The organism is Achromobacter aegrifaciens, from assembly GCF_902859735.1.
GTDB classification, from domain to species: Bacteria; Pseudomonadota; Gammaproteobacteria; order Burkholderiales; family Burkholderiaceae_B; genus Achromobacter; species Achromobacter aegrifaciens.
Window position 1 is genome coordinate 26,355 of the sequence record NZ_CADIJY010000019.1, and the last position, 22,516, is coordinate 48,870.

Consider the following 22,516-nt stretch of genomic DNA (forward strand, 5'->3'; position numbering starts at 1 on the left):
CCCCCCTTTAAAGAGCCATGCAAGCAGCATTCCTCCCCGCGACATCCGGCTGGCAATGGGTCCGAGACGGCTTCCGTCTGTTCCGCAAGCAACCTCTGGCCATGTTCACCTGGGCCATGGCCATCAGCCTTCTGGTCATCTTCGCCACCGCGACGCCGCCGGTCGGACCCATACTGGTGGTGGCGCTGATGCCCATCATCACGCTGATGACGCTATCGGCGTGCAAGCATGTCGAAGCCGACCGCATCATGCTGCCCTCGATGTGGGCCAAGCCGCTCAAGCAGCCTGGCGTATTCAGGAAACTGTTCCTGATGGGGCTGCTGTACGCGGCGCTCTGCATTGCGACCGGCCTGATCATCTTCCTGCCATTCACGGACGCGATGGTCGAGGGCATGCGCATAGCCTCCGTGGAAAAGTCCATGGAGCCCATCCTGTCCGCCATGGCCGTTCCGCTGACTTTGTTCGCGATCGTGTATGTCGTGATCGCCGCGCTGTTCTGGCACGCCCCCGTCCTGGTCGCCTGGCATGGGCTGCGCCTGGTCCAGGCGCTGTTCTTCTCCGGCATCGCTTGCTGGCGCAACAAGCTGCCGTTCCTGGTCTACGGCGCCACCTGGATCCTGGTGTTTCTTTTCATCGACCTGTGCGCCGGCCTTCTAGTCGCCATCGGCCTGTCACCCCAGCTTGCCGGCACGCTGCAGATTCCCTTCAATATCGCCGCGGGTGGCGTGCTGTACTGCAGCTTCTATCCTGCCTATACCTCCGTATTCGGTATCGAGAACGCCGGCGCGCATCTCGACGACGGCAACGGCGCCCAGGCATGACGCCACGCGGCAGGGCGCCAGCGCCCTGCGCACCGCAAGCACCCTTCCCTGCCGCGATATGAATGCCACGTCGATGGCATAGCGCATGCCAAAGGTATGCACCGCGGCGCAATGCATCAGCAAGATGCCGGACCGCGGCCCCGGCGGCTTGCGTCCCAGCAAGCCGCGCGCGCGGCCGCAGCAGCTGGCGACCTTGAGTAGCCTGAGTCCGCCGCGCCGCGCCGATGGCTGACCGCCAGTCATTGCACGCTCTGCAGCAATTGCACCATGACCGGAAAGGCCAGCACGATGAACGTGCAGGGGAAGATGCAGCCGATCAGCGGCAGCAGCATCTTCACCGGAGCCTGCATCGCCAGCTGTTCCGCACGCACGTGACGATCGCTGCGGGCTTGCGCCGCCTGTGCCCGCAATACTGGACCCAGGCTTATCCCGAGCCCTTCGGCCTGCGCCAGGGCGGCCGCCCAGTTACGCGCAAGCGGGCTATTGCTGCGTTCCGCCAAGGCCTTGATCGCGGCGGTCCTGGAAACCCCCGCACGCATCTCTGCCAGCGCGTCAGCCAGGGCATCTCGCAGTATGCCCGCCGGTCCGCTCTGGGCGGCCATCTGCAATGCCCCATGCACGCTCAGCCCCGCTTCCACACACAAGGTCATCATGTCGAACACGAAAGGCAGGTCGCGTTCGATGCTGCGTCGCCGGTTGCTGCTCAAACTGCGCAGCCAAAGCCCCGGCGCGGCGCCTGCCGCCAGCGCTGACGCTACCATCCAGGGAATCCATTCCCAGGACTGCGCCTGCGCCAAGACGATGGCGACCGCCGCAGTCAACCCGCCGGCAGCCATGGCCGCGCTCCAACACAGCGCCGCGACATGCGCGTAGCTGATGCCGGCAGGCAGCGCCGCCCGCTCGATGGCGCGAGTCAGCCGTATGCGCCAACGCCAGGAACATAAAGGCCCTGCCACGGGCGCCACCGCGGAAATCCAGGGCCAGGCCGCTCGCCACCACCACGGCAAGGCGGACGACGCACCCTCGCTGTCCAGCAGCAATGGCTTAAAAACCACCCATGCCAACCATCCCGCAGCCAGGGCGGCCGTCAACAGGCTCAAGTACAGCCACATCGCATCCGCTCCCGTCAGATATCGATCCGGACAATGCGCCGGATCAGCAGCATGCCCGCGGTCTCCAGTACCGCCACGATCGCCAACACGCCCCAACCCACGGGCGTATGCCACAGCAGGCCCATGATTTCCGGCTCCAGCCGGTCCAGCACGGCAAGCAGCAGCAAAGGCAAAGCGCCCACGATCCAGGCCTGCATACGTCCCTGCGAAGTCAGCGCCAGCAGCTTCGCCTGCAACTGCAGGCGGGCGCGCAGGGTCTGCGCGATGCTTTCCAGCGCCTCTGCCAGGTTGCCTCCCGTCTGCGCCGCAATGCGCATGGCTGCTACGACGAGCGCGGTCGAATCGGCCGGCATGCGGCCACGCAGGTTTTCAAGCGCGCCGTCCCATGGCACGCCCATGCGCTGCTCGCGCAACATCAGGCCGAACTCCTGGGCCAAGGGCGCGCTGCTCTGCTCGACGACGTGGCGCAGGCCGGTGGTCAATGCCACGCCAGCGCGCAGGGCGGAGGCGAGCATCAACAGCGCCATCGGCAGTTGCTGCTCGAACCGCCGGGCACGGCGCCGCCGCAACCCATTCACCAGCGTCCTGGGCAGGCGCGAGGCAAGCGCCGCGGCCAAGGCGGCGACAAAGCCGCTGCCCGTCGCAGCAAAGGCCAAGGCCGCCGCCATCGCCGCGCAAGCCACCGCGCCAGCCCACAATTGGGCGGGGTCTATGAACAAGAACACCTCGCTCAGACGCAGGCCCGCCTCCTGGGTGTAGACCTCGCGGTAGCGGCGCAGCGCTGGCGCAAACCAGTGTTGGGCACGCCACGCCAGCAGCAGCACGCATACCATGGCGGCTCCCGCAGATAGCCAGATCATGTCGCTCCTTGCGCAAAAACGGTGGTCCCTGGCGCCGCCTGCTCGGTGTTGGAGAACCAGGCGGGATCGAAGGCCTCCTCGGCCTGCGTCCATTCGCGCGCAAAGCCGGGCAAGGCGCCGCAGCCCGTGAAGCCGCCCATGCGGTCGTAGCGGAACAGATCCTGCAGCTGTATACGTCCGCTTTCCATGCCCGTAATCTCCGCTATCGACGTCACGACGCGACGCCCATCGCCCAGCCTCGCCTGCTGCACCACGATATCCACGCTGGCCGCGATATGCTCGCGCACGGCGGCCAGAGGCAGATCGAGCCCGGCCATCAGGATCATCGATTCCAGCCGCCCCAGTGCGTCGCGCGGCGAGTTGGCATGCAGCGTCGTCAGGGAGCCTTCGTGCCCGGTGTTCATGGCGGTCAACATGTCGAATGCCTCCGCCCCGCGGCACTCGCCCACGACGATCCGGTCTGGCCGCATGCGCAGCGCGTTGCGCACGAGTTCGCGGATGTCGATCCGTCCTCGCCCCTCCTGGTTGGCCGGACGCGCCTCCAGCGCCACCAGATGATCGTGATTCAGGCGCAGCTCCGCCGCATCTTCGATGGTGACCACGCGCTCGCCGTCGGGAATCTCGTTGGACAGGATGTTGAGCAACGTGGTCTTGCCCGCCCCGGTCCCTCCGGATACCACCAGATTCCTGCGCATCCTCACGCAGAGCGCCAGGAATTGCGCCATGGCGCCGCTCAGCGTCCCCGCAGCGATCAGATCGGACATTCCGGGGCGCCGCTGTGGAAACTTGCGTATGGTCAGGCTGGCGCCCCTAAGGGCCACCGGCGGAATGATGGCGTGCACCCGGGACCCGTCGGCCAGGCGCGCATCCACCATCGGAGAACTTTCATCGATGCGTCGCCCCAAGGGTGTGACGATGCGCTCTATGACCCAACGCAGCGATTGCTCGCTGGTAAAGGCCGCCTGATGGCGCGACAGGCGGCCGGCGCGTTCGACATAGATCTCGTCGTGGCGATTGACCATGATCTCCGTAATGTCGGCAGCGGCGAGCAAGGGCTCCAGCGGCCCCAGGCCGACGGCTTCGTCAAGCACCTCGCGGCAAAGCGCAGCCCGGTCCACCCCCGGCGGCAAGTCGGTGTCCGTGGCGACGATATGCGTCAGCAGCCGTTCGGCCTCGGCGCGCAGCATGCTGTCGCTCATGCCCGCCACGTCGCGGCGGCGCAGGTCCAGCGCCGCCAGCAGCGCCGCGTGCAGCCGCCGGCGCTCCTGCAGCGGATGTGGCAGTGGCAGAACCGGCACTGGCGTCGCCGGCGCGGGCAGCATCGGCGGTTCCTGCACGGCAGCCATGTCGCGGGCGACGCTTTCAGCCGCCGCACCGTCCACGCCCCCGTTGCGCTCCGGGATGTCCGCCAGCGACACCCGCAGCCGGCAGGGCCCGATCAGTATTTCGTCGTCGGGCAACACCGGGGCGTGGCGCACGATCCTCGCGCCGTTCACGAGGGTTCCGCCCAACGTACCCAGGTCTTCGAGCACGATCCCCGCCGCTTCGCGCAACAAGCGGGCGTGCTGGCGCCCCACCCTCCAGTTCACGATGCGCACCCCGCAATGCGCGCCCCTTCCTATCAACGCGGGAACAGCCACCGTGGATCTGTGCACGGAGGCGTCTTCAAACATCATTTCCACGTCGATCATGGCCGAGTTTCCGAAGAAGGAATCGGCGCGCCGTCTTGCGGCGAGCCCCACTGCGAACCGGTGCCGGCGTGGGCATCCCACCCTGCCGCGGCAGGCACGGCGGTGCCCAGGCGGGGCGGCACGGGAAAAGCCGCTTCGAGCACGCCACGTCCCCGCCGCACGCGGTCCGCCATGGCGGGCTCGGCCTGCGTAATCAGTTTGGGCGTCACGAATATGGCAAGTTCGGTTTCCCGCAATTGATAGCGCCGGGACGAAAACAAGGCCCCCAGAACCGGGATGTCTTTCAGCCATGGCAGGCCATCGCTGGTCTCGTCCCGCTCGCGCGACAGGAAGCCGCCGATGACCAGCGTATCGCCGGACCGCACGTTGAATTCGGTGGATGCGCGGCGCGTGCGTAGCGCCGGTCCGCCCGGCACGCTCAGCGCGTTGTCCACCGAACTCGCCTCTACCTCGATCAAGGATCGGATGATCCCGTTGCGATCGATGCGAGGGGTGATCCTGAGCATGACGCCATAGGGCTTGAACATCGTGGTCGCGTTGCCGCGCGTGTCGGTCGACGAGTAAGGAACCTCTCCGCCAGCCAGGAAGGTGGCGCTGGCGCCGCTGCGCGCGAGCAATTGAGGTTGGGCCAGCATGACGGCCTCGCCGCTTTGCGCCAGCATCGCGATCCGGGACGACAACAGCGCATTGACGCCGAAGTAGCCAGCCGCCGAAGAGACCGGGCCCACTGTTTCTATGATCCCTTCGCCTGGACGGTTCATGCGCCCCCTGGACCCCGCATCCCAGGCCAGGCCGGCGTTGATGCCGCCTTGCGACAGCCCGTCCCAGCGCACGCCCAGATCCCTCAGCCTTGAGGTGGGGATCTCCACGACCTGAACGTCCAGCTGCACCATGCGGTCCCAACCCACTTGGCCGGTAAAGTCCAGCACTGCGGGATAGCGGTCCGCCAGGGCCGTGATGCGCAATCGGTCATCGTCGGAAAGATCGTCGCCCTCGATCAGGATGCGACCGCCCACCTCAGTACTGCGCGCGCCGGGGATGCGGGCAAGCAAGGCCTCGACCTCTGCCCGCAGACGCGGCGCGCCGGCCGGCACGACCCTCAGTTCATAGGCCTTGGCGCGCCCGGCGTTTGCCCATATGTGAAGTGACGAAACACCCTCGGCGCGGGCAAAGACCACGACCTCGCGCCCTTCGGCCTCGATGGCGCCCACGACCTGGCCGTTGCCTATCGCCACGCGCTTGACCCCGGGGTGCGACAGAATCCGCGTTTCACCCACCTGAAGTTCAATCACCTCATCCTCCGCCCGCGCTGCGGGATTGGCCAACCAGAACACGCAGGCAAACATGCTGATGACGGCGCGTCTCATGGCCGCCCCCGCTGAAGTCGAGCCGGGCCTGCACTTTCCACATCCATTGCTCCTGTGCCTGCCGAGGGGTCCAGCCTGTCTCCGTACAGGATGGCCACGCCCGGCGCATTCCGGGGTTCCAGGTCCAATCCGATCAGGGTGGCAAGGTCGCCCTGCGCGGCGCCGCTGACCATTGCGGCATCATCGCGATGGCGCAACATCGCGGTCAGCGCCCCGCTCTGCCGCGCCGCCACGAATCGCATTGCCTCATCCGGCGTCGCTGCCAAGGTGATATTGCCGCCCTTGGTTTCGCTCTCGGCGTCGCCTCCCACCATCAGCACGCGCATGCCTTGCAGGAGGGGCACCGTCATCTCCCGCTGCCGATGCGAAAAACTCACATAGATGTCGATGGCATCGCCTGCGCGCAGGACTTCCGCCAGGCCGCCCAGGTCCGTCGCCGCCACGGTCAATGCGCGTTGACCGCTGCGCAAGCGGGACGCCAAGGCCGGGGCCGGAGGACTGAATGTCAGATGCCCCCGCAGCAAGGGCTCACCATTGGCGACATCGGCCAGCAAGGTGGCGCCAAGCAAACTGGCAAGATCCAGGGGATCGATGCTGGCCCGGGACACCCAAAGCTGCGGAATCTCGCGCACTGCCAGGTGCACCTCTTCGAGTTGCGTGCCAGCAGGCAGGTCGTACGCCGCGACCAGCCGGCTGACCATCGGCGTGCGCGCCTCTGCCTCCAGCGCCTGGACCCGCTGCTGCACGTGTTCCCGCACCGCCCACGCGGATACCAAACCCGCAATCAGTGCTATGGCATACACGCCCATTCGGCGCAGACGCGGCGCTACATGGGTGATCCAGTTCGTCATGGCACTCTTCCGCTGACCAGAAGGCCGGTGCCACCGTCCAGCGGCACCAGCGACAGCCGCATGCGGGAGCCGGAGCGGACCCACCAGTGCGCCGAATCCTCGGAGACGGGCATGCGACGCCAGCCGTTCCGGAGCAGGTGCTGCTCCAGCTGCGCAGCCAACTGCCCCGGAGGCAAGGGGTATTGCCAGATCCGCTCGGAAACGCGTACGCCGTCCTCCATCAAGGCGATGTCCAACCTGAGGCGGCCGCCGGCGGGCAGCCAGGCAGGCGAAGCGCTTTCAGGCACGGCCAGAAGGCTGACGGCTGAAATGCTTCCGGCTGTCCGACGGGAGCCCAGGCCTTCCAGCTGGATGACCCATTGCTCCTGCCCCACCTTACCCGACAGAATCGCCTGACCTGACAACACGTTGAGATTGACCAGGGCGGGCTGCTGGGCAGATAGGTAACGGATCAGCTCCGCCGTACTGAGCGGCGCATCGAACACCAGCACACGCGCCGGGATTCCATGCAACCAGATGCTTTCCCCTAACAATCCGCGACGCGAACCTGCGGGCAGACGCAAGGCCTCCAGCGCGGTAACGCCTGGCCTGCTCCCGCCGGCCTCCCCGCCGCTCGTCACGAGATGCTGAGCTGCGGCGACATTGCGCCACCCTACGGCCGCAACAGCCACGGCGCCGGCCATCAACAGACGCAGCGTCTTTGTCATAGCCACGGTTCGCCAGCCGTCTTCCCGTGATGGGGCAAAACCCGCAAGGGGCGCCGAAAAGCGCAGGCCGATCATTTGCCCGCCCCCTTGCGGCTGGCAAGCCGCTCCCCAGGCACCACATCCGCCCATTCAGACAACCAGTCCAGCGACAGGCCGGGCCTGCGCCAGGGTCCGTCCAGGCGATCGACAACAGGCTTCAAGCGTCGGGCCTCGGCCACCGAGGCGCGTTCCGCCCTGTGCCAGGACGTAGGCGCCCGGCCGATCCGGCGCTGCGCGTCGGCATCGCCGTCCGCATAGCCGGCGCCGCTTGCCACATGCGTGCGGCGGGCGATGCGCAACCAGGCCGCGCTGTCCCGATCGAATCGCGCAGCGCTTGCCGTCACCGACAGCAGTCGCAGATCCGCGCCAAACCATTCGGCCTGCAAGGCGTTGACCTGCGCGGGTGCGATACCCGATAAGGTGCTGGCCTTGCCCGAGAGCGCCATGCCGCCCGGCGCGGGCAAATTCCGCATGGGTTGTCCCAGGGCGCCTGCCATTGCGGTCTTGCGGCTGGCCTGCGACATTTCCTGCGCTGCGAATTGCAATCCGCCAATCCAGGACGCCGCCCACAGCAGCAGGGCCAGCAGCGGCAACATCAGCAACGCTTCGACCAGAGCCTGCCCTTGCTGGCGCGTGGGGATCCGGTTCATGGCGCCCGCCTTGCCTGCGCGGCCTCTGCGGCGCTGACGGCGGACAAGCGCGCCTGCCAGTAAGGGCGGAAAAGCGTGGCAAGTTCATCACGGCCATCGGCCCGGCGTTCCGGCCGTGCAAAATAGGTTTCCGCCGCGGAAGTGACGGTGACGGCGTCTTCCGGTCCCAGTGCGGCATAGCGGAACGCCCCCAAGGGTGTCCGGACTGCGCTGTCGCCATCCGTGGTTTTCAAGGATGCGCCGGCAAGCCGGACGGTCACCGCGAAACGCAGGGGATCGCCGCTGCGTGGCAAGGCGATGTCGCGATAGGCTGGCAGGCCCCGCCCCGGCCAGCGCTGAGCGGCAGCCATGGCGTACGAATTGGCCATGGGATTGGTGAAGCCGTCGAGCAGATCCCAGTTGGTCGACTGTTCCACCCAGCGCCAGAAATCCTGTTCGGAAAAATCGAGCGGTGGCTCTTCCACGTACTCCAGGCCTTCGGGCGCCTTGATCTTCTGGCCTTGCGCCGTGCCCCAGCCCACGGCGTATTCGCGGAAATAGCAGCCCCTCCAGCGGTTGAAACGCAGCGCATGGTAGGACTGGGTATCAAGAGCGCCCCAACGTCCATCCGGCCCCAACCAGGTGGAACCGCGGCGCCGCAACTCGTGACGATGCAAAGGGCACAGCGGATGGACCATCCACGGATTGCGGCGCGTGACGTTGCGGCGGTGGAGAAACCCGTACCGTTCCGCCGCTTGCTCGACGGCGGGCCGCAATCCCGCCTCGCGCGTGGCCAGGCGACGCCCCACGTATCCGGGCCAGCCATCGGTCAGCAGCCGCAGGCTCAGGCCCCGGACATGCGCGGCATCGCCATCGGGCAGCGAAGCATCGTTCGACAGATTGGCGTACAGCACTTTCTTCATGATGCGTTCGCGCGAAGCCGCCAAGCCTGAAACAGCGGACGCCGCGGCTGCTTCCAGAACCTGGTGGACCACTCTGTCGTGCTCGCCAAACGCCGACGCGAGCCTCTGCTCGGCGTCGGGCACTGCCCGCACCGTTTGGTAGGCTGCCCCCACATCGGGGCCGAACAACATGGCGATCAGCCCGGCGGGCGGATTGCGGCGGTCGCGCTGCGATTGCATGGTGCGGGCGTACTGCGCCGAGGCAGCCAGCGTGACCAGATGCGCCATGGCGACCTGATGCGCGATCTGTGTGCGGTTGATGTAGGCCAGGGCATTGAGCGCGCGCGCTTGCTCCAGCGCCCCGCTGTAGGCGGCCGCGTCCGCGGCATGCGTCAGCCGCTGCCGCGCTCCCACGGTTTGCCCCAGGTTGTACAGCACGACCAGGGATATGCCTCCCACCGCCGCCATCAACAGACCCAGCACCAGCGCCTGGCCGCGCTGTTGAGCAAGCGGTGCGCAAGAACGCGCGTTCACTTCGCGTCCGTGGCATTGCCGGTGAAGGACTTGAGCGAACGGGCCTTGGTCTGCGCCGCCGCTTTTTGCGCCGCCTGTTGTGCCGCGCGGCTCTGCGCACCGCCGTCTTCGCCGGCAAGTTCACGCGCCATGGCGGCGGTCTGCGATCGCACCACCTGGCCGAAATACTGGTACACCGCGATGGCCGCCACCGCGACCAAGGCCACGACCACCACGTATTCCGTCATACCCTGTCCCGACTGACGCTTCCGCAACCCTGACATATCCGTTCTCCGGCACTGTGAAGACAGGCTTCAGTGTCGGCGTCTGCCCCCGGCCTCGCCATTCGCGGATGCCGAGGCGGATAAAGTGATCACGGGTCCGTTGACAGTGCACGGGCGGCGGCGGCCCGCCCAGGCTGGCCACCGCGCAAAACGGCATGAATCTTGTAACCCTTTAATATTCAAGGGTTTTCCCTATTGTTCGACCTATGGCTCAGCAGTAGATTTGAGTTGCCGGGCTGTCTGACACCCATCGCGTGCGAAGCCGGGCAGGAGCGCCTCAGACTCACCTTGAGCTGGGGCGCTCTTCCATTTTGCGGCGCGCAAATGCCCCGCTCGGGACAACAGCCCGGACTCGCCCGCCCTACCCAGCGCTAAGCGACCCGCAACACCCCATTGTCAATGACGATCGCGTCGCGCTCGATGACTTTCGCCCGGAAGGAGCCATCCCGCCAGACGTCTACGCTCAGCGTCTCGCCGGGATACATCGGCCCGGAAAACCGCAGCGACACGGAACGCACCGCCCCGTTGCCCGCAGGCTGCAACTGCCTGGCGACAGTGTGCGACACCAGGCCAAACGTACACAGGCCATGCAGTATGGGGCGGGGAAAGCCGGCTGCCTGGGCGACCTGCGGATCGCAGTGCAACGGGTTGTAGTCGCCATTAAGGCGATACACCAGCGCCTGCTCGGGCCGGGTGCGCGCCTGCACGGTCCAGTCTGGCGGCCCGCCGGGCATGGCGTGCGCCGGGCGCGCCTGCCTGCCCGCGTTCGCCATGCCGCCATCGCCCCTGAGCACGTGGGTCGCGAAAGTCCGTGCGATGAGCTGCCCCGTGCCGGCATCCGTCAACGTTTTTTCGGAATACAGCAACAGCCCCTTCTCGCCCTTGTCGACAACCTCCACGACGCGGGTCTTGCCTGTCAGTTCGCCGGCGGCGGGTATGGGATGGAACAGTTCCATTCCCTGTTCGCCGTGCAGCAAGCGCACCGTATCGGCCCCGATATCGGGCGCATCCAGCCAGAAGCCCGGATAGCCCAGCACCACCGCCATGTAGGGCAGCACCAGCGGATCATGCCGCCTGCCCACGTAGGCCAGGTCGGAGGCATCCACAGGATCCTGTCCCAAGCCCACCGACAGCGCGTACAGCATGACATCCCGCTCGGTGTAGCGCTGCCTGATTTCCGGCAATTCGTAGCTCAACAGTTGCTCATGGCTCAAGCGCATGACGTTTCTCCTTTTGGCCCCGAAGACACATCCATGACCACGGCGTCCGGTTCAGATCGGATCCCAGCTCATCACGTCGGGCGAACGCTCCAGCGGATAGAAGTGCTTCTGCATTGCCGGAATGGCGACCTCGGCAATGCGCTGCGGCGTCCAGCCTTCGCTGAAATGGACGGAGCGCAAGGGCCGCGGCTGGCTCATCAGCATGATTTCGTTGGCACGCACTGCGAATATCTGGCCGCTGACCTCGCGCGCGGCGTCGCTGAGCAAGTACACGGCCATCGGCGCAATCTTGCCCGCCTCCATTTTCTTGAGCTTTTCCACGCGGTCCCGCTGTTGCGGCGTATCGGTGGGGATGGAACTGGTCATGCGGCTCCAGGCCGAAGGGGCGATGCAGTTGGAGCGCACGCCATACCGCCCCATATCCAGCGCAATCATCTTGGACAGGGCCACGATGCCCAGCTTGGCCGCTCCGTAATTGGCCTGGCCAAAGTTGCCGATCAGCCCTGAAGTCGAGGTCATGTGCACCATCGCGCCGCTCTCCTGTTCGCGAAAGTGCGTGGCAGCAGCCCTGCTGACGAAGAATGTGCCATCCAGATGCACCGCGATGACGGCCCGCCATTCTTCCTCGCTCATCTTGTGGAAAGAGCGGTCGCGCAGGTTGCCCGCGTTGTTGACCACGCCATCGATGCGGCCGAAGTGATCCATGGCGCACTGGACGATGGCGTTGGCGGACGCGTACGTCGCGACTGAATCGAAGTTGGCGACGGCCGTCCCGCCCGCGGCGCGGATCTCGGCGACGACTGCGTCCGCAGGCGCCACCGCGGCGGACAGGTCATCGCCATTGAGCGCGACCCCGATATCGTTGACCACGACCTTGGCGCCCTCGGCCGCCAATTGCAAAGCTATCTCTCGGCCGATGCCGCCCCCGGCCCCGGTCACCACCGCCACTTTGCCTTCCATCATGCGTTCCATGCCTGTGTCTCCTCAAAGCGGGCCTGCCGGCTGCCTGCGGCAGACCCGATACTGTCGATTGCCTACTCGGTCGTTACGTTGGCGCGGCGCACCACCTCGGCCCACTTCCTTCCCTCGCTGCCGATGAAGGCGGCGAACTCCGCGGGCGTATCGGGATTGGGCACCGCTCCCTGGTCGCGGATCTGCTTCTGCATGTCGGGCGTCTGGATGATGGCGACCACCTGCTTGTTGATCTCCGACACGACGTCGTCCGGCGTCTTGGCGGGCGCCCACAGGCCGAACCACGACACGACCTCGTAGCCGGGCACGCCCGCCTCCGCCACGGTGGGCACGTCGGGCAGCTGGTCGCTGCGCTGGGCCGAGGTCACTGCCAGCACCTTCAGCCGGCCCGCCTTGATATGCGGCAACGCCGAAGGCAGGTTGTCAAAGATCATCGAGATCTGGCCGCCCAGCAGATCCGTCACGGCCGGCGTGCTGCCTTTGTAGGGCACATGCACCATGTCGACGCCGGTCATCATCTTGAACGTCTCGCCTGACATGTGCAGCGTGCTTCCGTGTCCGGAAGAGCCGAAGGTGAGCTTGCCGGGATGGGCGCGGCCGTAGGCGATCAGCTCCTTCACGGTGTCGTATGGCGCGTTCTTGGGCACCACCAGGGCATTCGGCACCATGGCGGTACGCGTGATCGGCGCGAAGTCCTTGATCGCGTCGTAGGGCATGGATTTGTAGAGACTGGGATTGATGGCGTGCGTGCCTATCGTGCCCATCACGAGCGTGTAGCCGTCCGGCGCGGCGCGCGCCACCTGCGCGGTGCCGATGTTGCCGCCCGCGCCGGGCTTGTTTTCGACCACCACGGACACGCCCCAGTGTTCGCTCAGGCGCTGGCCTATCACGCGTGCCAGGATATCGGTCGTGCCGCCCGCCGAGAACGGCACGTTTATCGTCACCGGCTTGTTGGGAAAGCCCTGCGCCGTCTGCGCGCCCGCCGCGCCGGCGCCCAGCAGGGCCGCCACTCCCAGCAACGCCAGGAACGTCAGGGGACGCTTGCGCGCAGAAGCTGCGGGCGCGTCTTTTTTGATTGTCTTGAACATAGTCTCCTCGCTTTTCTTATCCAGGTTCAGAGGCGGTCCGCCTCAATCCAGCACAGCAAGATCCTGCCCTTCCTCCACTTCATCGCCGACCGCAACCAGAATCTGCGCGATACGGCCTGCTGCCTCGCTTTCCACGGGAATTTCCATCTTCATGGACTCGACCTTGAAGGCCTCGTCGCCCGTCTGAATCCGTGCCCCCTCTTCCACGCAACACGCGACCACACGGCCTGCCACGTTGGAGACGATTTTTTTCATGCCAGCTCCTTTACCGACTCTGTTGAAATCACTGCCTGCAAGCCGTCAACGGTCATCGCACCGGCCTGGAACCGCTCCGACGCGAGCACCTGAAGAATCATGGGAATGTTGGTCTTGATGCCCTCTATCCGCATCGCGCCGAGCGCGCCGGTCAACTCGCGGATGGCGGCGGCGCGATCATCGGCATGCGCGATGACTTTCGCCACCATGGGGTCGTAATGGCTGGAAACCCGGTTGCCCCGCGCGTAGCCCGTCTCTATCCGCAGGCCTGGGCGAGGCGGCGGCAACTCGAACGCTTTCAGAACGCCGGGAGATGGCAGGAAACGCACGGGATCCTCGGCATACACGCGCGCCTCGATCGCATGTCCCGCTACGGCGGGCGGCCTGTCAATCACCGACGACAGCTTTTCGCCCGCAGCCAGGCGGATTTGCGCCTGCACGATGTCCACGCCGGTGACCGCTTCCGAGATGGCGTGCTCGACCTGCAGGCGCGTATTGACCTCCAGGAACGAAAAGCCGCTGTCCGGCGTGTACAGCATCTCCACCGTTCCGATGACGTCGTAGCCGATCTTCCCCAGGATCGCCGACAGCCGTTCGGCCATGCCAGCCACGGCCTGGCGGTCGATGGCCGGCGCCGGCGCTTCCTCGATCACCTTCTGGTATCTGCGCTGGGTGGAACAGTCCCGTTCGAACAGGGACAGGACATTGCCAAACCTGTCCGCCAGGAACTGGAATTCGATATGCCGCGGCGACGGCACGAATCGCTCCAGGTACAGCGCGGCATTGGCAAACGCCTTTTCGGCCATGCCGCTGGCGCGTTCCCAGCAGTCGGACAGCGATTGCGGATCGTGGACGGGGATCATGCCTATGCCTCCGCCACCGCCCGCAGGCTTGATCAGCACCGGATACCCGAGTGCGTCGGCGGCCTGGCGTACCGCGACCATGTCGTCGCGAGGCAGGATGCCGGTGCTGCCGCCTGCCTGCAGGCCATGCCGTTGCATCAACTCGCGCGCGCTCGCCTTGTTGCCCAGCACATCGATCCACCTGGACGAAGGTCCGATGAAGCAATGCCCCGCCGCTTCCACTCTGCGTGCGAATTGCGCGTTCTCGGAAAGGAATCCGTAGCCCGGATGCAGCGCATCGGCTCCACAGCGCGCCATGACCTCAAGCAGCAGGTCCTGGTTGAGATAGCTGGCCCGCGCCGGCGCGGGCCCGATGCAGTAGCTCTCATCGGCCTGGAGCACGTACGGCAGGTCGGCATCGGCCTCGGAGTACACCGCCACGGATTGCAGGCCCAGCGCCTTCACGGCACGCAGGATGCGCGCGGCAGCGGCCCCCCGGTTGGCAATCAGGATCTTCTTCATCTGCATCCTCTCAGGGCCGGTATCCGGTGGTCACCTGGCCGGGCCGGCGCAGCGGCGCGGCCAGATTGGCGAACTCGACCAGGCGCGCTCGCGTGCAGGCCGGATCGATGATGTCCTCGATGACGAAGGCCTCCGCGCTGCGGAACGGGGACGTCAGGGCCCGCACTCTTTCCTCGATCTCCGCGCGCTTGGCTTCCGGGTCGGCGGCCGCCTCGATCTCGGACCGGTACGCCACCTCCAGGCCGCCCTCGATGGGCAGCGAGCCCCATTGCGCCGATGGCCAGGCATATCGGAAGTTGAAGCGGCTGGAATTCTGATGGCCGCCCGCTGCCACGCCGAAAGCGCGCCGCATGATCAGCGAGAACCAGGGCACCGTCGACTGCGCGACCGCCGTCAGCGCCCTCACCCCGGCGCGCATCACGCCGTCCTTCTCGGCTTCCAGACCGATCTGGAAACCCGCGATGTCGACCAGGTTCACCACCGGCAAATGGAAGGTCTCGGCCAGATCGACCAGGCGGGTGAATTTCTCGGCGGTATGCCGGTCCCAACCGCCGCCATAGTGATAAGGGTTGCTGGCGGCGAACAGCACCGGCCAGCCATCCACCCGGGCCAGGCCGCCGACAATGGCCTTGCCCCAATGCCGGCCGATTTCGAACACGCTGCCGGGATCGAACAAGGTTTCCAGTATCGGCCGGATCTTGTAGACCTTGCGCGTGTCCTTCGGGATGGCCGTGCGCAGCCAGTCCTGGTCCGCAGCCACGGTCGGGATCTCGCCCCTGGGCGCAAGATCGTGCACGGAGGCGGGCATGTACGACAGGAAGCGCCGCGCGGCCGCGAAGGCCTCGTCCTCGGAATCCACCTCGTCGTCCACCACGCCATTGCGCGTATGGATGGCGCTTCCACCCAGTTCGTTCTTGCCCAGATTCTGGCCGATCTTGGCCACCACCGGTGGACCCGCGATGAACAGCTGCGAAGTGTCCTTCACCATGACGGAATAGTGGCTGCCCGCCACGCGCGCAGCCCCTTGGCCCGCCACCGATCCGAGGGCCAGCGACACCACCGGGACCTGCGCCAGGTTGCGCGCCACATAGGCCCAGATCTTCATCTTCGGCAGCAGCGCATGCCCCATCTTCTCGATGTTCCTGACCGAGCCGCCGCCGCCCGTACCGTCGATGAGGCGCACCAGCGGAATGCGCAGATCGAACGCCATCTGCTCGGCGAATATCATCTTGTCGCCCACGGCGCCGTCGTTCGCGCCGCCGCGCACGGTGAAGTCGTCGCCCACGACCACGACGTTTTTACGGTCCAGCGCCGCGCGCCCCATGATCACGTTCGAGGGCATCACGTGGACCAGGCGGCCCTGTTCGTCATATTCGCCGCTGCCGGCCAATCCGCCGACTTCGACGAACGAACCGCCGTCGACCAGCCGTTCGATCCGTTGGCGGATGTCCAGCTTGCCTGCGTCATGCTGACGCTTCACCTTGTCCTCGCCCCCCATGCGCAGGGAAAACGCCTTGCGGCGCGCCAGTTCGTCCAATTCCTGCGTCCAGCTCATTGCTTCCTCCCATGACGGCGCCAGCCTGAAACTCAGGGCGCCAGTTCGATCCACGCCTCGTCCAGCGTCAGTTCCACCGCGGTCCGCGCCTGCAGCGCCGCGAAATCCAGGCCGCTCACCATCGCCCGCACATGCAGCCCGTCCGGCCTGATGTCCAGGATGGCCAGATCGCTATAGATGCGATCCACCACGGCCTTGCCGGTAAGGGGATAAGTGCATGCGGGCACGATCTTTGGCCGGCCGTCGCGATCCACGTGCTGCATCATCACGAAGATGCGCTTGGCGCCCGCCACCAGATCCATGGCCCCGCCGACCGCCGGTATCGAGTCTTCGCGCCCCGTGTCCCAGTTGGCCAGGTCGCCGTCGGCCGACACCTGGAAGGCGCCCAGCACGGTGAGATCGATATGGCCGCCGCGCATCATCGAAAAGGACACGACGTGATCGGTGATCGACGCCCCGATGTCCAGCGCGACGGGCTCCTTGCTGGCGTTGAGCAGATCCCCGTCGACCTCGGCGCCTGGCGGCAGGCCTTTCATGCCCAGGATGCCATTTTCGCTATGCAGTACCACGCCGCGCTCCGGCTTCAGGTAATCCGCCACCGACGTCGGCATGCCTATGCCCAGATTGACGTACGAAGCGGGCGGAATGTCGTCGGCGACGATCTGCGCCATGCGCGCGCGGGACAGGCTATTGATGCTCATTGGGGCACTCGACGATGCGTTGAACGAATATTCCGGGCGTCACGACCTGTTCCGGCGCCAACGCCCCCAGCGGCACCACCTGGTCGACCTGAGCCACCGTGAGCCTTGCGGCCATGCACATCACTGGTCCGAAATTGCGGCTGGCGTAGCGGTAGGTCAGATTGCCCGCGCTGTCGCCGTACTGGGCCTTCACGAAGGCCACATCGCCCGGCAACGGCTCTTCCAGCACATACCCCCGGCCGTTGATGGAGCGCGTTTCCTTGCCTTGCGCCAGCCGCGTCCCATAGGCCGTGGGCGTGAAGAAAGGTCCCATGCCCGCGCCAGCGGCGCGCAGGCGTTCGGCCAAGGTGCCCTGCGGCACCACCTCCAGCTCGATCCTGCCCGCCGCATACCATTCGCCGAACGCGGCGGCATTGGGCTTCCTGGGATTGGAGGAACGGGCGAAGGAGCAGATCACCTTGCGCACCCGCCCCGCACGGATCAACTGGCTCAAGCCCGGCTCGCCATTGCCGGCGTTGTTGTTGACGATGGTCAGTTCGCGCGCGCCGGTTTCCAGCAGCGTCTGCAACAGTTCCGTTGGCACGCCGGATGCGCCGAACCCGCCGATCAGCAGTGTGGCGCCATCCTCCACCCCGGCCACGGCGGACTCCAAAGTAGGCACGATCTTGTTCAACATTGCTTTCCCCATGGCGATGGATGCGGTCGTTCCGCCTCTACCGCAAACTTGTCGGACGGTCAGAGCGCAGGCAAGGCGCTCAGGATCGCGGTGGACTGGCTGGACAAGGTCCCGCCGTTGCCATGCACCAGAGCCAGGTTCGGATCCTTCAACTGGCGCTCTCCGCATTCGCCGCGCAACTGCCTGACGGCCTCGACCATGAGAAATACGCCGTACATGCCGGGATGCACGCAGGACAAGCCGCCGCCGTTGGTATTGACCGCCAGCCGCCCGCCCGGCGCGATTGCGCCGTCGTCCACGAACGCGCCGCCCTCGCCCTTCTGGCAGAAACCCAGGTCTTCCAGGAACAGGATGGTGTTGATGGTGAAGGCGTCATACAACATGGCCAGGTCCATGTCCTTTGCAGATACGCCGGCCATCTCGTAGCAGCGCCTGCCCGATTCAAGCGCCGCCGTCACCGTCAGGTCATGCATGGAGGAAACCTGCCGGTTCCACACCGCGGTGGCGTTGCCCATCACGTACACCGGCTTCCTGGCGCAATCGCGAGCCCGGTCCGAGCGCGTCAGCACAAAGGCGCCCGCGCCATCGCTGACCATGCAGCAGTCGCGAACGGTAAAGGGCTCGCAGACCGGACGCGCAGCCTCTACATCCGCCAGCGACAGCGGCTCGCGCATGGTGGCGTCGGGGTTCAACTGCGCCCATTTCCGCGCGGCCACCGCCACTTCCGATAATTGCTTGCGCGTGGTGCCGTACTGGTGCATGTGGCGGCTCGCGGCCAACGCATACGCCGCCACCGGCAAAGGCGGGTCATAGGGCGTTTCGTAGGGCTGAGGGTCTAGGGATTTCCGCGCGCGAGTCAGATCGGCGCGGTTGAACTTGGCGGTGCGCTGGGTGCTGCCGTAGCAGACCAGGACCGCATTGCATTGCCCGGACGCCAGCGCGTGCATTGCGGGCAGCAGATGCGCCACGTAGCTGGAGCCGCCTATCATGGTGCTGTCCAGGAAGGTCGGCCGTATGCCCAGATACTCGACCACCGACATCGCCCACATCGGCGACAGGGAACTGCATGTCGTAATGCCGTCTATGTCCTTCAGGCTCAGGCCCGCATCAGCGATCGCAGCCATGGCGGCCTGCGCCAGCACCTCCTGCTCGGTATAACCGCGGGCCTGCCCCAGCCCGGCCTGCCCCACGCCCACCACGGCAGTCTTGCCCCTCAAATCGCGCAGCGTCATGCCACTGCTCCCATAGGCACAAAGACCACTTTCGCCGCCTCGCCGTCTCCAACGATCCTGGCGCTGACGCGCATGCCGATCCGCACATGTCCAGGCGCGATCTCCGCGACACGGCTCATCATCCGCACGCCTTCCGGCAGATCCACGAGGCACACGTTGTAGTCGCCGCCCTGCTCCGCATCGCGATACACGGTGGTGCTGGCGTACACCACGCCCTCCCCCGCGGGGCTGAACCAATCCAATGCCGCGCCGCCGCAATGGGGGCATACGCAGCGCGGATAGAACACCGCCTGACTGCAATCGGCGCAGCGTTGGATCTGAAACCGGCCTGCCGCCAGGCCCTCCAGATAAACCTGCTCGGGTCCGCCCGCTGCCTGCGCACTGCTCTGGATCTCCACCCTTGTCTCCTGTCGTCTTTTTGAACCTGCCAACATTGCGGCTCAGTGTAGGGACAGGCGTGCGGCAGATAAACGGACCCGAGGGCAAATCACCTTTAACTTTGCGCGCGGGAATGGCTAAGATGGCGTGCACCCATCAGTCCGACCGCCATGTACATCCTGATAGACCATCTCAAGCATGTTCTGAATTTCGTACGCGTCGCAGACAGCGGCAGCTTCACGGCCGCGGCGCACCGGCTCGACATCTCCACCGCATCGGTGAGCAAGAGCGTCTCGCTGCTTGAGGCCAAGCTGGGTGTGAAGCTGCTCAATCGCACCACGCGCAACCTGTCGCTGACCGACGATGGCGAATTGCTGCTGCAGCGCTGCCGCCACATCCTGCTGGAAGTGGAAGCCGCCGAGGCCGAAGTGACTGGCGCCAGCGTGAGCCCGCGCGGCAAGCTGCGCGTGCATGCGCCGGTCGGGTTGGGCAGGAAGGTCATCATGCCCGCGCTGCTGTCGCTGACCGCGCGCTATCCGGAGCTATCGATCAATGCCGATTTCAGCGACCGCATGCCCAATCTGGCCGAAGAAGGATTGGATGCCACCATACGGATCGGCGTCACGGCGGATTCGCGCGTCATCGCCAAGACCTTGTCCCGACTGCGCTACGTCACGTGCGCCAGCCCCGCCTATCTGGCCGCACACGGCACGCCGGCCGCGCCCAATGAGCTGGAACGGCACAACTGCCTGGCCTATGTCCAATGGCAGACGGGTCGATATCACGAATGGGATTTCCAGAAAGGCGATGAGCGCTACACGATCACGCCCGGCGGCAATCTGAACGTGAATCATCCGGAAGCCATTCTGGACGCCGTGGTGGCCGGCGCGGGCATCGCCCGCATGGCCAGCTTCATCGCGGAATCCGCCGTGCGGGACGGACGCCTGAAGCTGGTGCTGACGGACTGGATGGCGCCCGGCGCGCCGGTCCAGCTGGTCTATCTGCCGAACCGGCACCTGTCGCCGCGCATCCGGGCCTTCGTGGATGCGATGACAGAGGCCTTGCCGCCGCAATTGCCTTGGGAAAAGGCAATGGGGCTGTAAGGGTGCGGGCCGCTTACAGCAGCAGCGGTGAAATCTTGCTGCCGTCCACCGACACCCCGGCCATGAGGCCGCCGTTGTTCAAGACGAAGCCGACGATGGGCTGCTGCGCGGTGTAGGTATCGATGCTGCCGTTGACGCCCACATTGGCCACCGCGACCGTCGCGTCCGCCCCCACTGTCCAGCCGCTGCTGGCCCGGAACTTGGCCAGGGCGCCGTCGGTCATGAACAGCACCACCATCGCCTTGGACTGCGCGCCGGCCTGCAAGCCGATGGAGCCGCCCGTGATGCTGTAGTAGCCGGTATCCGACCCGCCTACGCGCAGCACGCCCGTTCCATGCTGCGCGCCTACGATGAAGCTCGCGCTCAATACGCCCGGAAACACCAGCACGCCACGCGCGCGTTCCACCAATTGCTTGGCCTGGGACGAGGACTGATAAAGCTTGGTCAGGGTCGCGTCGGCTGCGGTATCGAGTTCCTGCCGCTTTTCCGCAGCCGTGGCCGAGGATTGAGCGGTGGTCGTGGTGCAGCCGGTGAACGCCAGGCTGGCCACGCCGAGCATCGCGGCGAGCACGCCGGCCCGACCTGCCTTGGGGAGAGTATCAAGCATGTAGCGCTCCTTATTGTTGTTGGACGCCCTTCCAGGCGCGCCCGGAAGGAGAACGCCACCATCCTACCTGGGATTTTCCGGCCTTGGCGCCATACAAGCGGGATCTGCGTTACTTCCTGTTCCAGGACGAGCAAGTGTCATTACACTTGGCCAGCATTTCCCCACTAATTGCCGTGCGGACGCAAAGCAGAATGCCGCTTCCGCCATGCATCGTGCACATTCTCTTCAGATGGAAATCCGCGTCTGAACATGATCGGCATCGACGCCGTGCGACACCGTCGGCCCGTCCTCGGGCAGCGCCTTGACCAATTATTTTCGAGCACGTCCGATGAAGTGGATCCTGGTCTCAATGCTATGCATGTTCGCGTCCGGCTGCGGTGTCGTCGCCGCCCCGTGCCGTATCGCATCTGCCGCCATCAAGATCGTGCCGGTCGTCGGCGACGTCGCGGCGGCGCCGACGGATGCTTGCGCGGAAGTCATCGACTGATGCGTTGCCTACGCTGTTCCCTTGCCCGCGGCAGACACAGTTGCTTGATCCCGCTTAGCTACATGTGACAACGCTGACCATGCTCAATGCACTGGTCAGGTATTGGATCGCGGCTGCTTTCTCCGGAGTCTGGTGAACGGACGAATTTTCCAGCTTTACCAAGGCATGCCTCATCAACTCGCCGGGAGACATCATTGAGATGTCAGACGCCATTGGGCGAGCGCCGCTCCACGCCAGGGCTTCCGCCTCGAAAGCCAGCGGGTCTGGGGCAGTACCAGGCAGGGCGTTGGATTTCATCGGAGTTCTCCATTGCTGTCTTGCACAAAAGGAGATCAGAGCGAGGGCCGACACGAAAGTTCCGGTGTGACGGCAGGCCGTGGGTACTTGGCGCTTGCAGATGACGTTAGATCACGGCCGGACAGCGGGTCAAACGCCGACTATCGCCCGATGGCGCGCCGCCCACGCCCCATACAGCAGAGACAGCGGGAGGGGACCCGCAGCGGCCTATTGTATGAACTCCGCCTGGCTGCAATTGGAGAAATGGACGGTGCATTCCGTCAGGTTCTTCTCTTTGCAGATGTCCATGGCGTCGTCGGTCGCCTGCTCGATGGTGTAGTGCTTGCGGAACATGGTGAAGTACTGGCCATTGCCGACCGCCCCCGAAGCCACGATCGCGCACTGATTGTAGAACGTCATCGCCGTCTTGCAGTCGGTGCCGCCCTTCGAGACACAGTGAGCAATGGCCGCCTTGGTCGCTTCGCGCTCGCTGCCACGGTTGCCCGCCATGCCGACCAGGTTTTCCTTGCTGGACGCGAATGCGCCCCAGCGGGTTTCCCAATGCCCCTGCGGACGCGGCGGCGGCGGCGGCACGCCACCGCCCTGCGGCACTTGGTAAAGGCCAGGGATGGGGATGCACTGGGCCGGCCCCTGGGTGGACATGGTGTAACCATCGCCGCATCCCTGCTCCGCCGCCGCCGGACGCGCAGCGATGAGGACCAGGGCCGCAAACACAAGGGCAAGACAGGGAGCGCGCTTCATCCAGTTTTCCCGTAATGATGGCCGAACTGCCGGAATTTGCGGATATTAGCAGTTCCATGTGGCC

The 22,516-nt window shown here is 65.7% G+C and carries 26 protein-coding genes and 1 pseudogene; 4 read left to right on the top strand and 23 right to left on the bottom strand.

Going from position 1 to position 22,516, the window contains the following annotated elements; all coding sequences use genetic code 11:
* Window positions 1-17 precede the first annotated feature (17 nt).
* Entirely contained in the window at window positions 18-821 is an 804-nt protein-coding gene (locus HV766_RS30255; protein WP_054458588.1) for a BPSS1780 family membrane protein, read from the top strand.
* A gap of 9 nt (window positions 822-830) precedes the next feature.
* Here the strand turns inward: HV766_RS30255 and HV766_RS30260 are convergent.
* Window positions 831-938: pseudogene (locus HV766_RS30260) on the bottom strand (DUF192 domain-containing protein); the annotation flags it as partial.
* On the opposite strand from HV766_RS30260, the gene HV766_RS30265 reads away from it, so the two are divergent.
* Window positions 907-1,053: a hypothetical protein gene (locus HV766_RS30265; RefSeq protein ID WP_225589319.1), complete on the top strand. Its 147-nt coding sequence runs from the start codon at window positions 907-909 to the stop codon at window positions 1,051-1,053. The pseudogene HV766_RS30260 and the gene HV766_RS30265 overlap by 32 nt on opposite strands.
* 7 nt (window positions 1,054-1,060) lie before the next feature.
* Here HV766_RS30265 and HV766_RS27920 read toward each other — a convergent pair whose 3' ends face one another.
* The 19 genes from HV766_RS27920 to HV766_RS28010 all read right to left on the bottom strand — a co-directional run bounded on the left by HV766_RS27920 (window position 1,061) and on the right by HV766_RS28010 (window position 19,237).
* Window positions 1,061-1,933 (bottom strand): type II secretion system F family protein, encoded by an 873-nt coding sequence (locus HV766_RS27920; RefSeq protein WP_054458590.1) that lies wholly within the window; start codon window positions 1,931-1,933, stop codon window positions 1,061-1,063.
* A 14-nt stretch (window positions 1,934-1,947) separates the two neighbouring features.
* Complete coding sequence (locus HV766_RS27925; protein ID WP_119450731.1) at window positions 1,948-2,793, bottom strand: type II secretion system F family protein; 846 nt, start codon at window positions 2,791-2,793, stop codon at window positions 1,948-1,950.
* Window positions 2,790-4,484, bottom strand: a complete 1,695-nt coding sequence (locus HV766_RS27930) for a TadA family conjugal transfer-associated ATPase (RefSeq protein ID WP_175182234.1) — start codon at window positions 4,482-4,484, stop codon at window positions 2,790-2,792. The genes HV766_RS27925 and HV766_RS27930 overlap by 4 nt, the downstream gene beginning before the upstream one ends.
* Window positions 4,481-5,851 carry a type II and III secretion system protein family protein gene (locus HV766_RS27935; RefSeq protein WP_175162529.1) on the bottom strand — a complete coding sequence of 457 codons (1,371 nt, stop codon included), beginning with the start codon at window positions 5,849-5,851 and terminating at the stop codon, window positions 4,481-4,483. The genes HV766_RS27930 and HV766_RS27935 overlap by 4 nt, the downstream gene beginning before the upstream one ends.
* Window positions 5,848-6,702, bottom strand: coding sequence for a Flp pilus assembly protein CpaB (cpaB, locus tag HV766_RS27940; RefSeq protein WP_175182235.1), 855 nt, complete (start codon window positions 6,700-6,702; stop codon window positions 5,848-5,850). The genes HV766_RS27935 and cpaB overlap by 4 nt, the downstream gene beginning before the upstream one ends.
* Window positions 6,699-7,484 (bottom strand): hypothetical protein, encoded by a 786-nt coding sequence (locus HV766_RS27945; protein ID WP_125471378.1) that lies wholly within the window; start codon window positions 7,482-7,484, stop codon window positions 6,699-6,701. Before HV766_RS27945 ends, cpaB begins: the two co-directional genes overlap by 4 nt.
* Entirely contained in the window at window positions 7,481-8,098 is a 618-nt protein-coding gene (locus HV766_RS27950) for a pilus assembly protein (protein WP_175182236.1), read from the bottom strand. Before HV766_RS27950 ends, HV766_RS27945 begins: the two co-directional genes overlap by 4 nt.
* Window positions 8,095-9,513 (bottom strand): pilus assembly protein TadG-related protein, encoded by a 1,419-nt coding sequence (locus tag HV766_RS27955; RefSeq protein ID WP_119450737.1) that lies wholly within the window; start codon window positions 9,511-9,513, stop codon window positions 8,095-8,097. The genes HV766_RS27950 and HV766_RS27955 overlap by 4 nt, the downstream gene beginning before the upstream one ends.
* Window positions 9,510-9,776 (bottom strand): hypothetical protein, encoded by a 267-nt coding sequence (locus HV766_RS27960; RefSeq protein WP_054458606.1) that lies wholly within the window; start codon window positions 9,774-9,776, stop codon window positions 9,510-9,512. The genes HV766_RS27955 and HV766_RS27960 overlap by 4 nt, the downstream gene beginning before the upstream one ends.
* A gap of 371 nt (window positions 9,777-10,147) precedes the next feature.
* On the bottom strand, window positions 10,148-10,996 hold the full coding sequence (locus HV766_RS27965; RefSeq protein ID WP_175182237.1) for a MaoC/PaaZ C-terminal domain-containing protein: 849 nt from the start codon (window positions 10,994-10,996) through the stop codon (window positions 10,148-10,150).
* Window positions 10,997-11,047: 51 nt separating this feature from the next.
* Window positions 11,048-11,968, bottom strand: coding sequence for an SDR family NAD(P)-dependent oxidoreductase (locus tag HV766_RS27970; RefSeq protein ID WP_054458610.1), 921 nt, complete (start codon window positions 11,966-11,968; stop codon window positions 11,048-11,050).
* 62 nt (window positions 11,969-12,030) lie between these two features.
* Complete coding sequence (locus HV766_RS27975; protein ID WP_054458611.1) at window positions 12,031-13,056, bottom strand: Bug family tripartite tricarboxylate transporter substrate binding protein; 1,026 nt, start codon at window positions 13,054-13,056, stop codon at window positions 12,031-12,033.
* Between the two features lie 42 nt (window positions 13,057-13,098).
* Complete coding sequence (locus tag HV766_RS27980) at window positions 13,099-13,311, bottom strand: acyl-CoA carboxylase biotin carboxyl carrier protein subunit (RefSeq protein WP_054458613.1); 213 nt, start codon at window positions 13,309-13,311, stop codon at window positions 13,099-13,101.
* Window positions 13,308-14,675: an acetyl-CoA carboxylase biotin carboxylase subunit gene (locus HV766_RS27985; protein ID WP_054458772.1), complete on the bottom strand. Its 1,368-nt coding sequence runs from the start codon at window positions 14,673-14,675 to the stop codon at window positions 13,308-13,310. Before HV766_RS27985 ends, HV766_RS27980 begins: the two co-directional genes overlap by 4 nt.
* A 10-nt stretch (window positions 14,676-14,685) precedes the next feature.
* A complete protein-coding gene (locus HV766_RS27990; protein WP_054458615.1) occupies window positions 14,686-16,230 on the bottom strand; it encodes an acyl-CoA carboxylase subunit beta in 1,545 nt (514 codons plus the stop codon).
* 32 nt (window positions 16,231-16,262) lie between these two features.
* Window positions 16,263-16,931 carry a 3-oxoacid CoA-transferase subunit B gene (locus HV766_RS27995; RefSeq protein ID WP_119450740.1) on the bottom strand — a complete coding sequence of 223 codons (669 nt, stop codon included), beginning with the start codon at window positions 16,929-16,931 and terminating at the stop codon, window positions 16,263-16,265.
* The gene (locus HV766_RS28000) at window positions 16,918-17,607 is read right to left on the bottom strand and encodes a 3-oxoacid CoA-transferase subunit A (protein WP_054458619.1); all 690 of its coding nucleotides are present in this window, start codon (window positions 17,605-17,607) and stop codon (window positions 16,918-16,920) included. The genes HV766_RS27995 and HV766_RS28000 overlap by 14 nt, the downstream gene beginning before the upstream one ends.
* A 59-nt stretch (window positions 17,608-17,666) precedes the next feature.
* Window positions 17,667-18,839, bottom strand: a complete 1,173-nt coding sequence (locus HV766_RS28005; protein WP_119450741.1) for a thiolase family protein — start codon at window positions 18,837-18,839, stop codon at window positions 17,667-17,669.
* A complete protein-coding gene (locus tag HV766_RS28010) occupies window positions 18,836-19,237 on the bottom strand; it encodes a Zn-ribbon domain-containing OB-fold protein (RefSeq protein WP_254593372.1) in 402 nt (133 codons plus the stop codon). The genes HV766_RS28005 and HV766_RS28010 overlap by 4 nt, the downstream gene beginning before the upstream one ends.
* A 150-nt stretch (window positions 19,238-19,387) precedes the next feature.
* Here HV766_RS28010 and HV766_RS28015 point away from each other — a divergent pair, with 150 nt between their 5' ends.
* Window positions 19,388-20,320 carry a LysR family transcriptional regulator gene (locus HV766_RS28015; RefSeq protein WP_175182239.1) on the top strand — a complete coding sequence of 311 codons (933 nt, stop codon included), beginning with the start codon at window positions 19,388-19,390 and terminating at the stop codon, window positions 20,318-20,320.
* 13 nt (window positions 20,321-20,333) lie between these two features.
* Here HV766_RS28015 and HV766_RS28020 read toward each other — a convergent pair whose 3' ends face one another.
* Window positions 20,334-20,927 carry a BPSL1445 family SYLF domain-containing lipoprotein gene (locus HV766_RS28020; protein WP_054458628.1) on the bottom strand — a complete coding sequence of 198 codons (594 nt, stop codon included), beginning with the start codon at window positions 20,925-20,927 and terminating at the stop codon, window positions 20,334-20,336.
* 328 nt (window positions 20,928-21,255) lie between these two features.
* On the opposite strand from HV766_RS28020, the gene HV766_RS28025 reads away from it, so the two are divergent.
* Complete coding sequence (locus HV766_RS28025) at window positions 21,256-21,414, top strand: DUF6726 family protein (RefSeq protein WP_054458630.1); 159 nt, start codon at window positions 21,256-21,258, stop codon at window positions 21,412-21,414.
* Between the two features lie 54 nt (window positions 21,415-21,468).
* Here HV766_RS28025 and HV766_RS28030 read toward each other — a convergent pair whose 3' ends face one another.
* A complete protein-coding gene (locus tag HV766_RS28030; RefSeq protein ID WP_054458632.1) occupies window positions 21,469-21,711 on the bottom strand; it encodes a hypothetical protein in 243 nt (80 codons plus the stop codon).
* Between the two features lie 207 nt (window positions 21,712-21,918).
* The gene (locus tag HV766_RS28035; RefSeq protein ID WP_119450744.1) at window positions 21,919-22,452 is read right to left on the bottom strand and encodes a DUF4189 domain-containing protein; all 534 of its coding nucleotides are present in this window, start codon (window positions 22,450-22,452) and stop codon (window positions 21,919-21,921) included.
* Window positions 22,453-22,516: the final 64 nt, after the last annotated feature.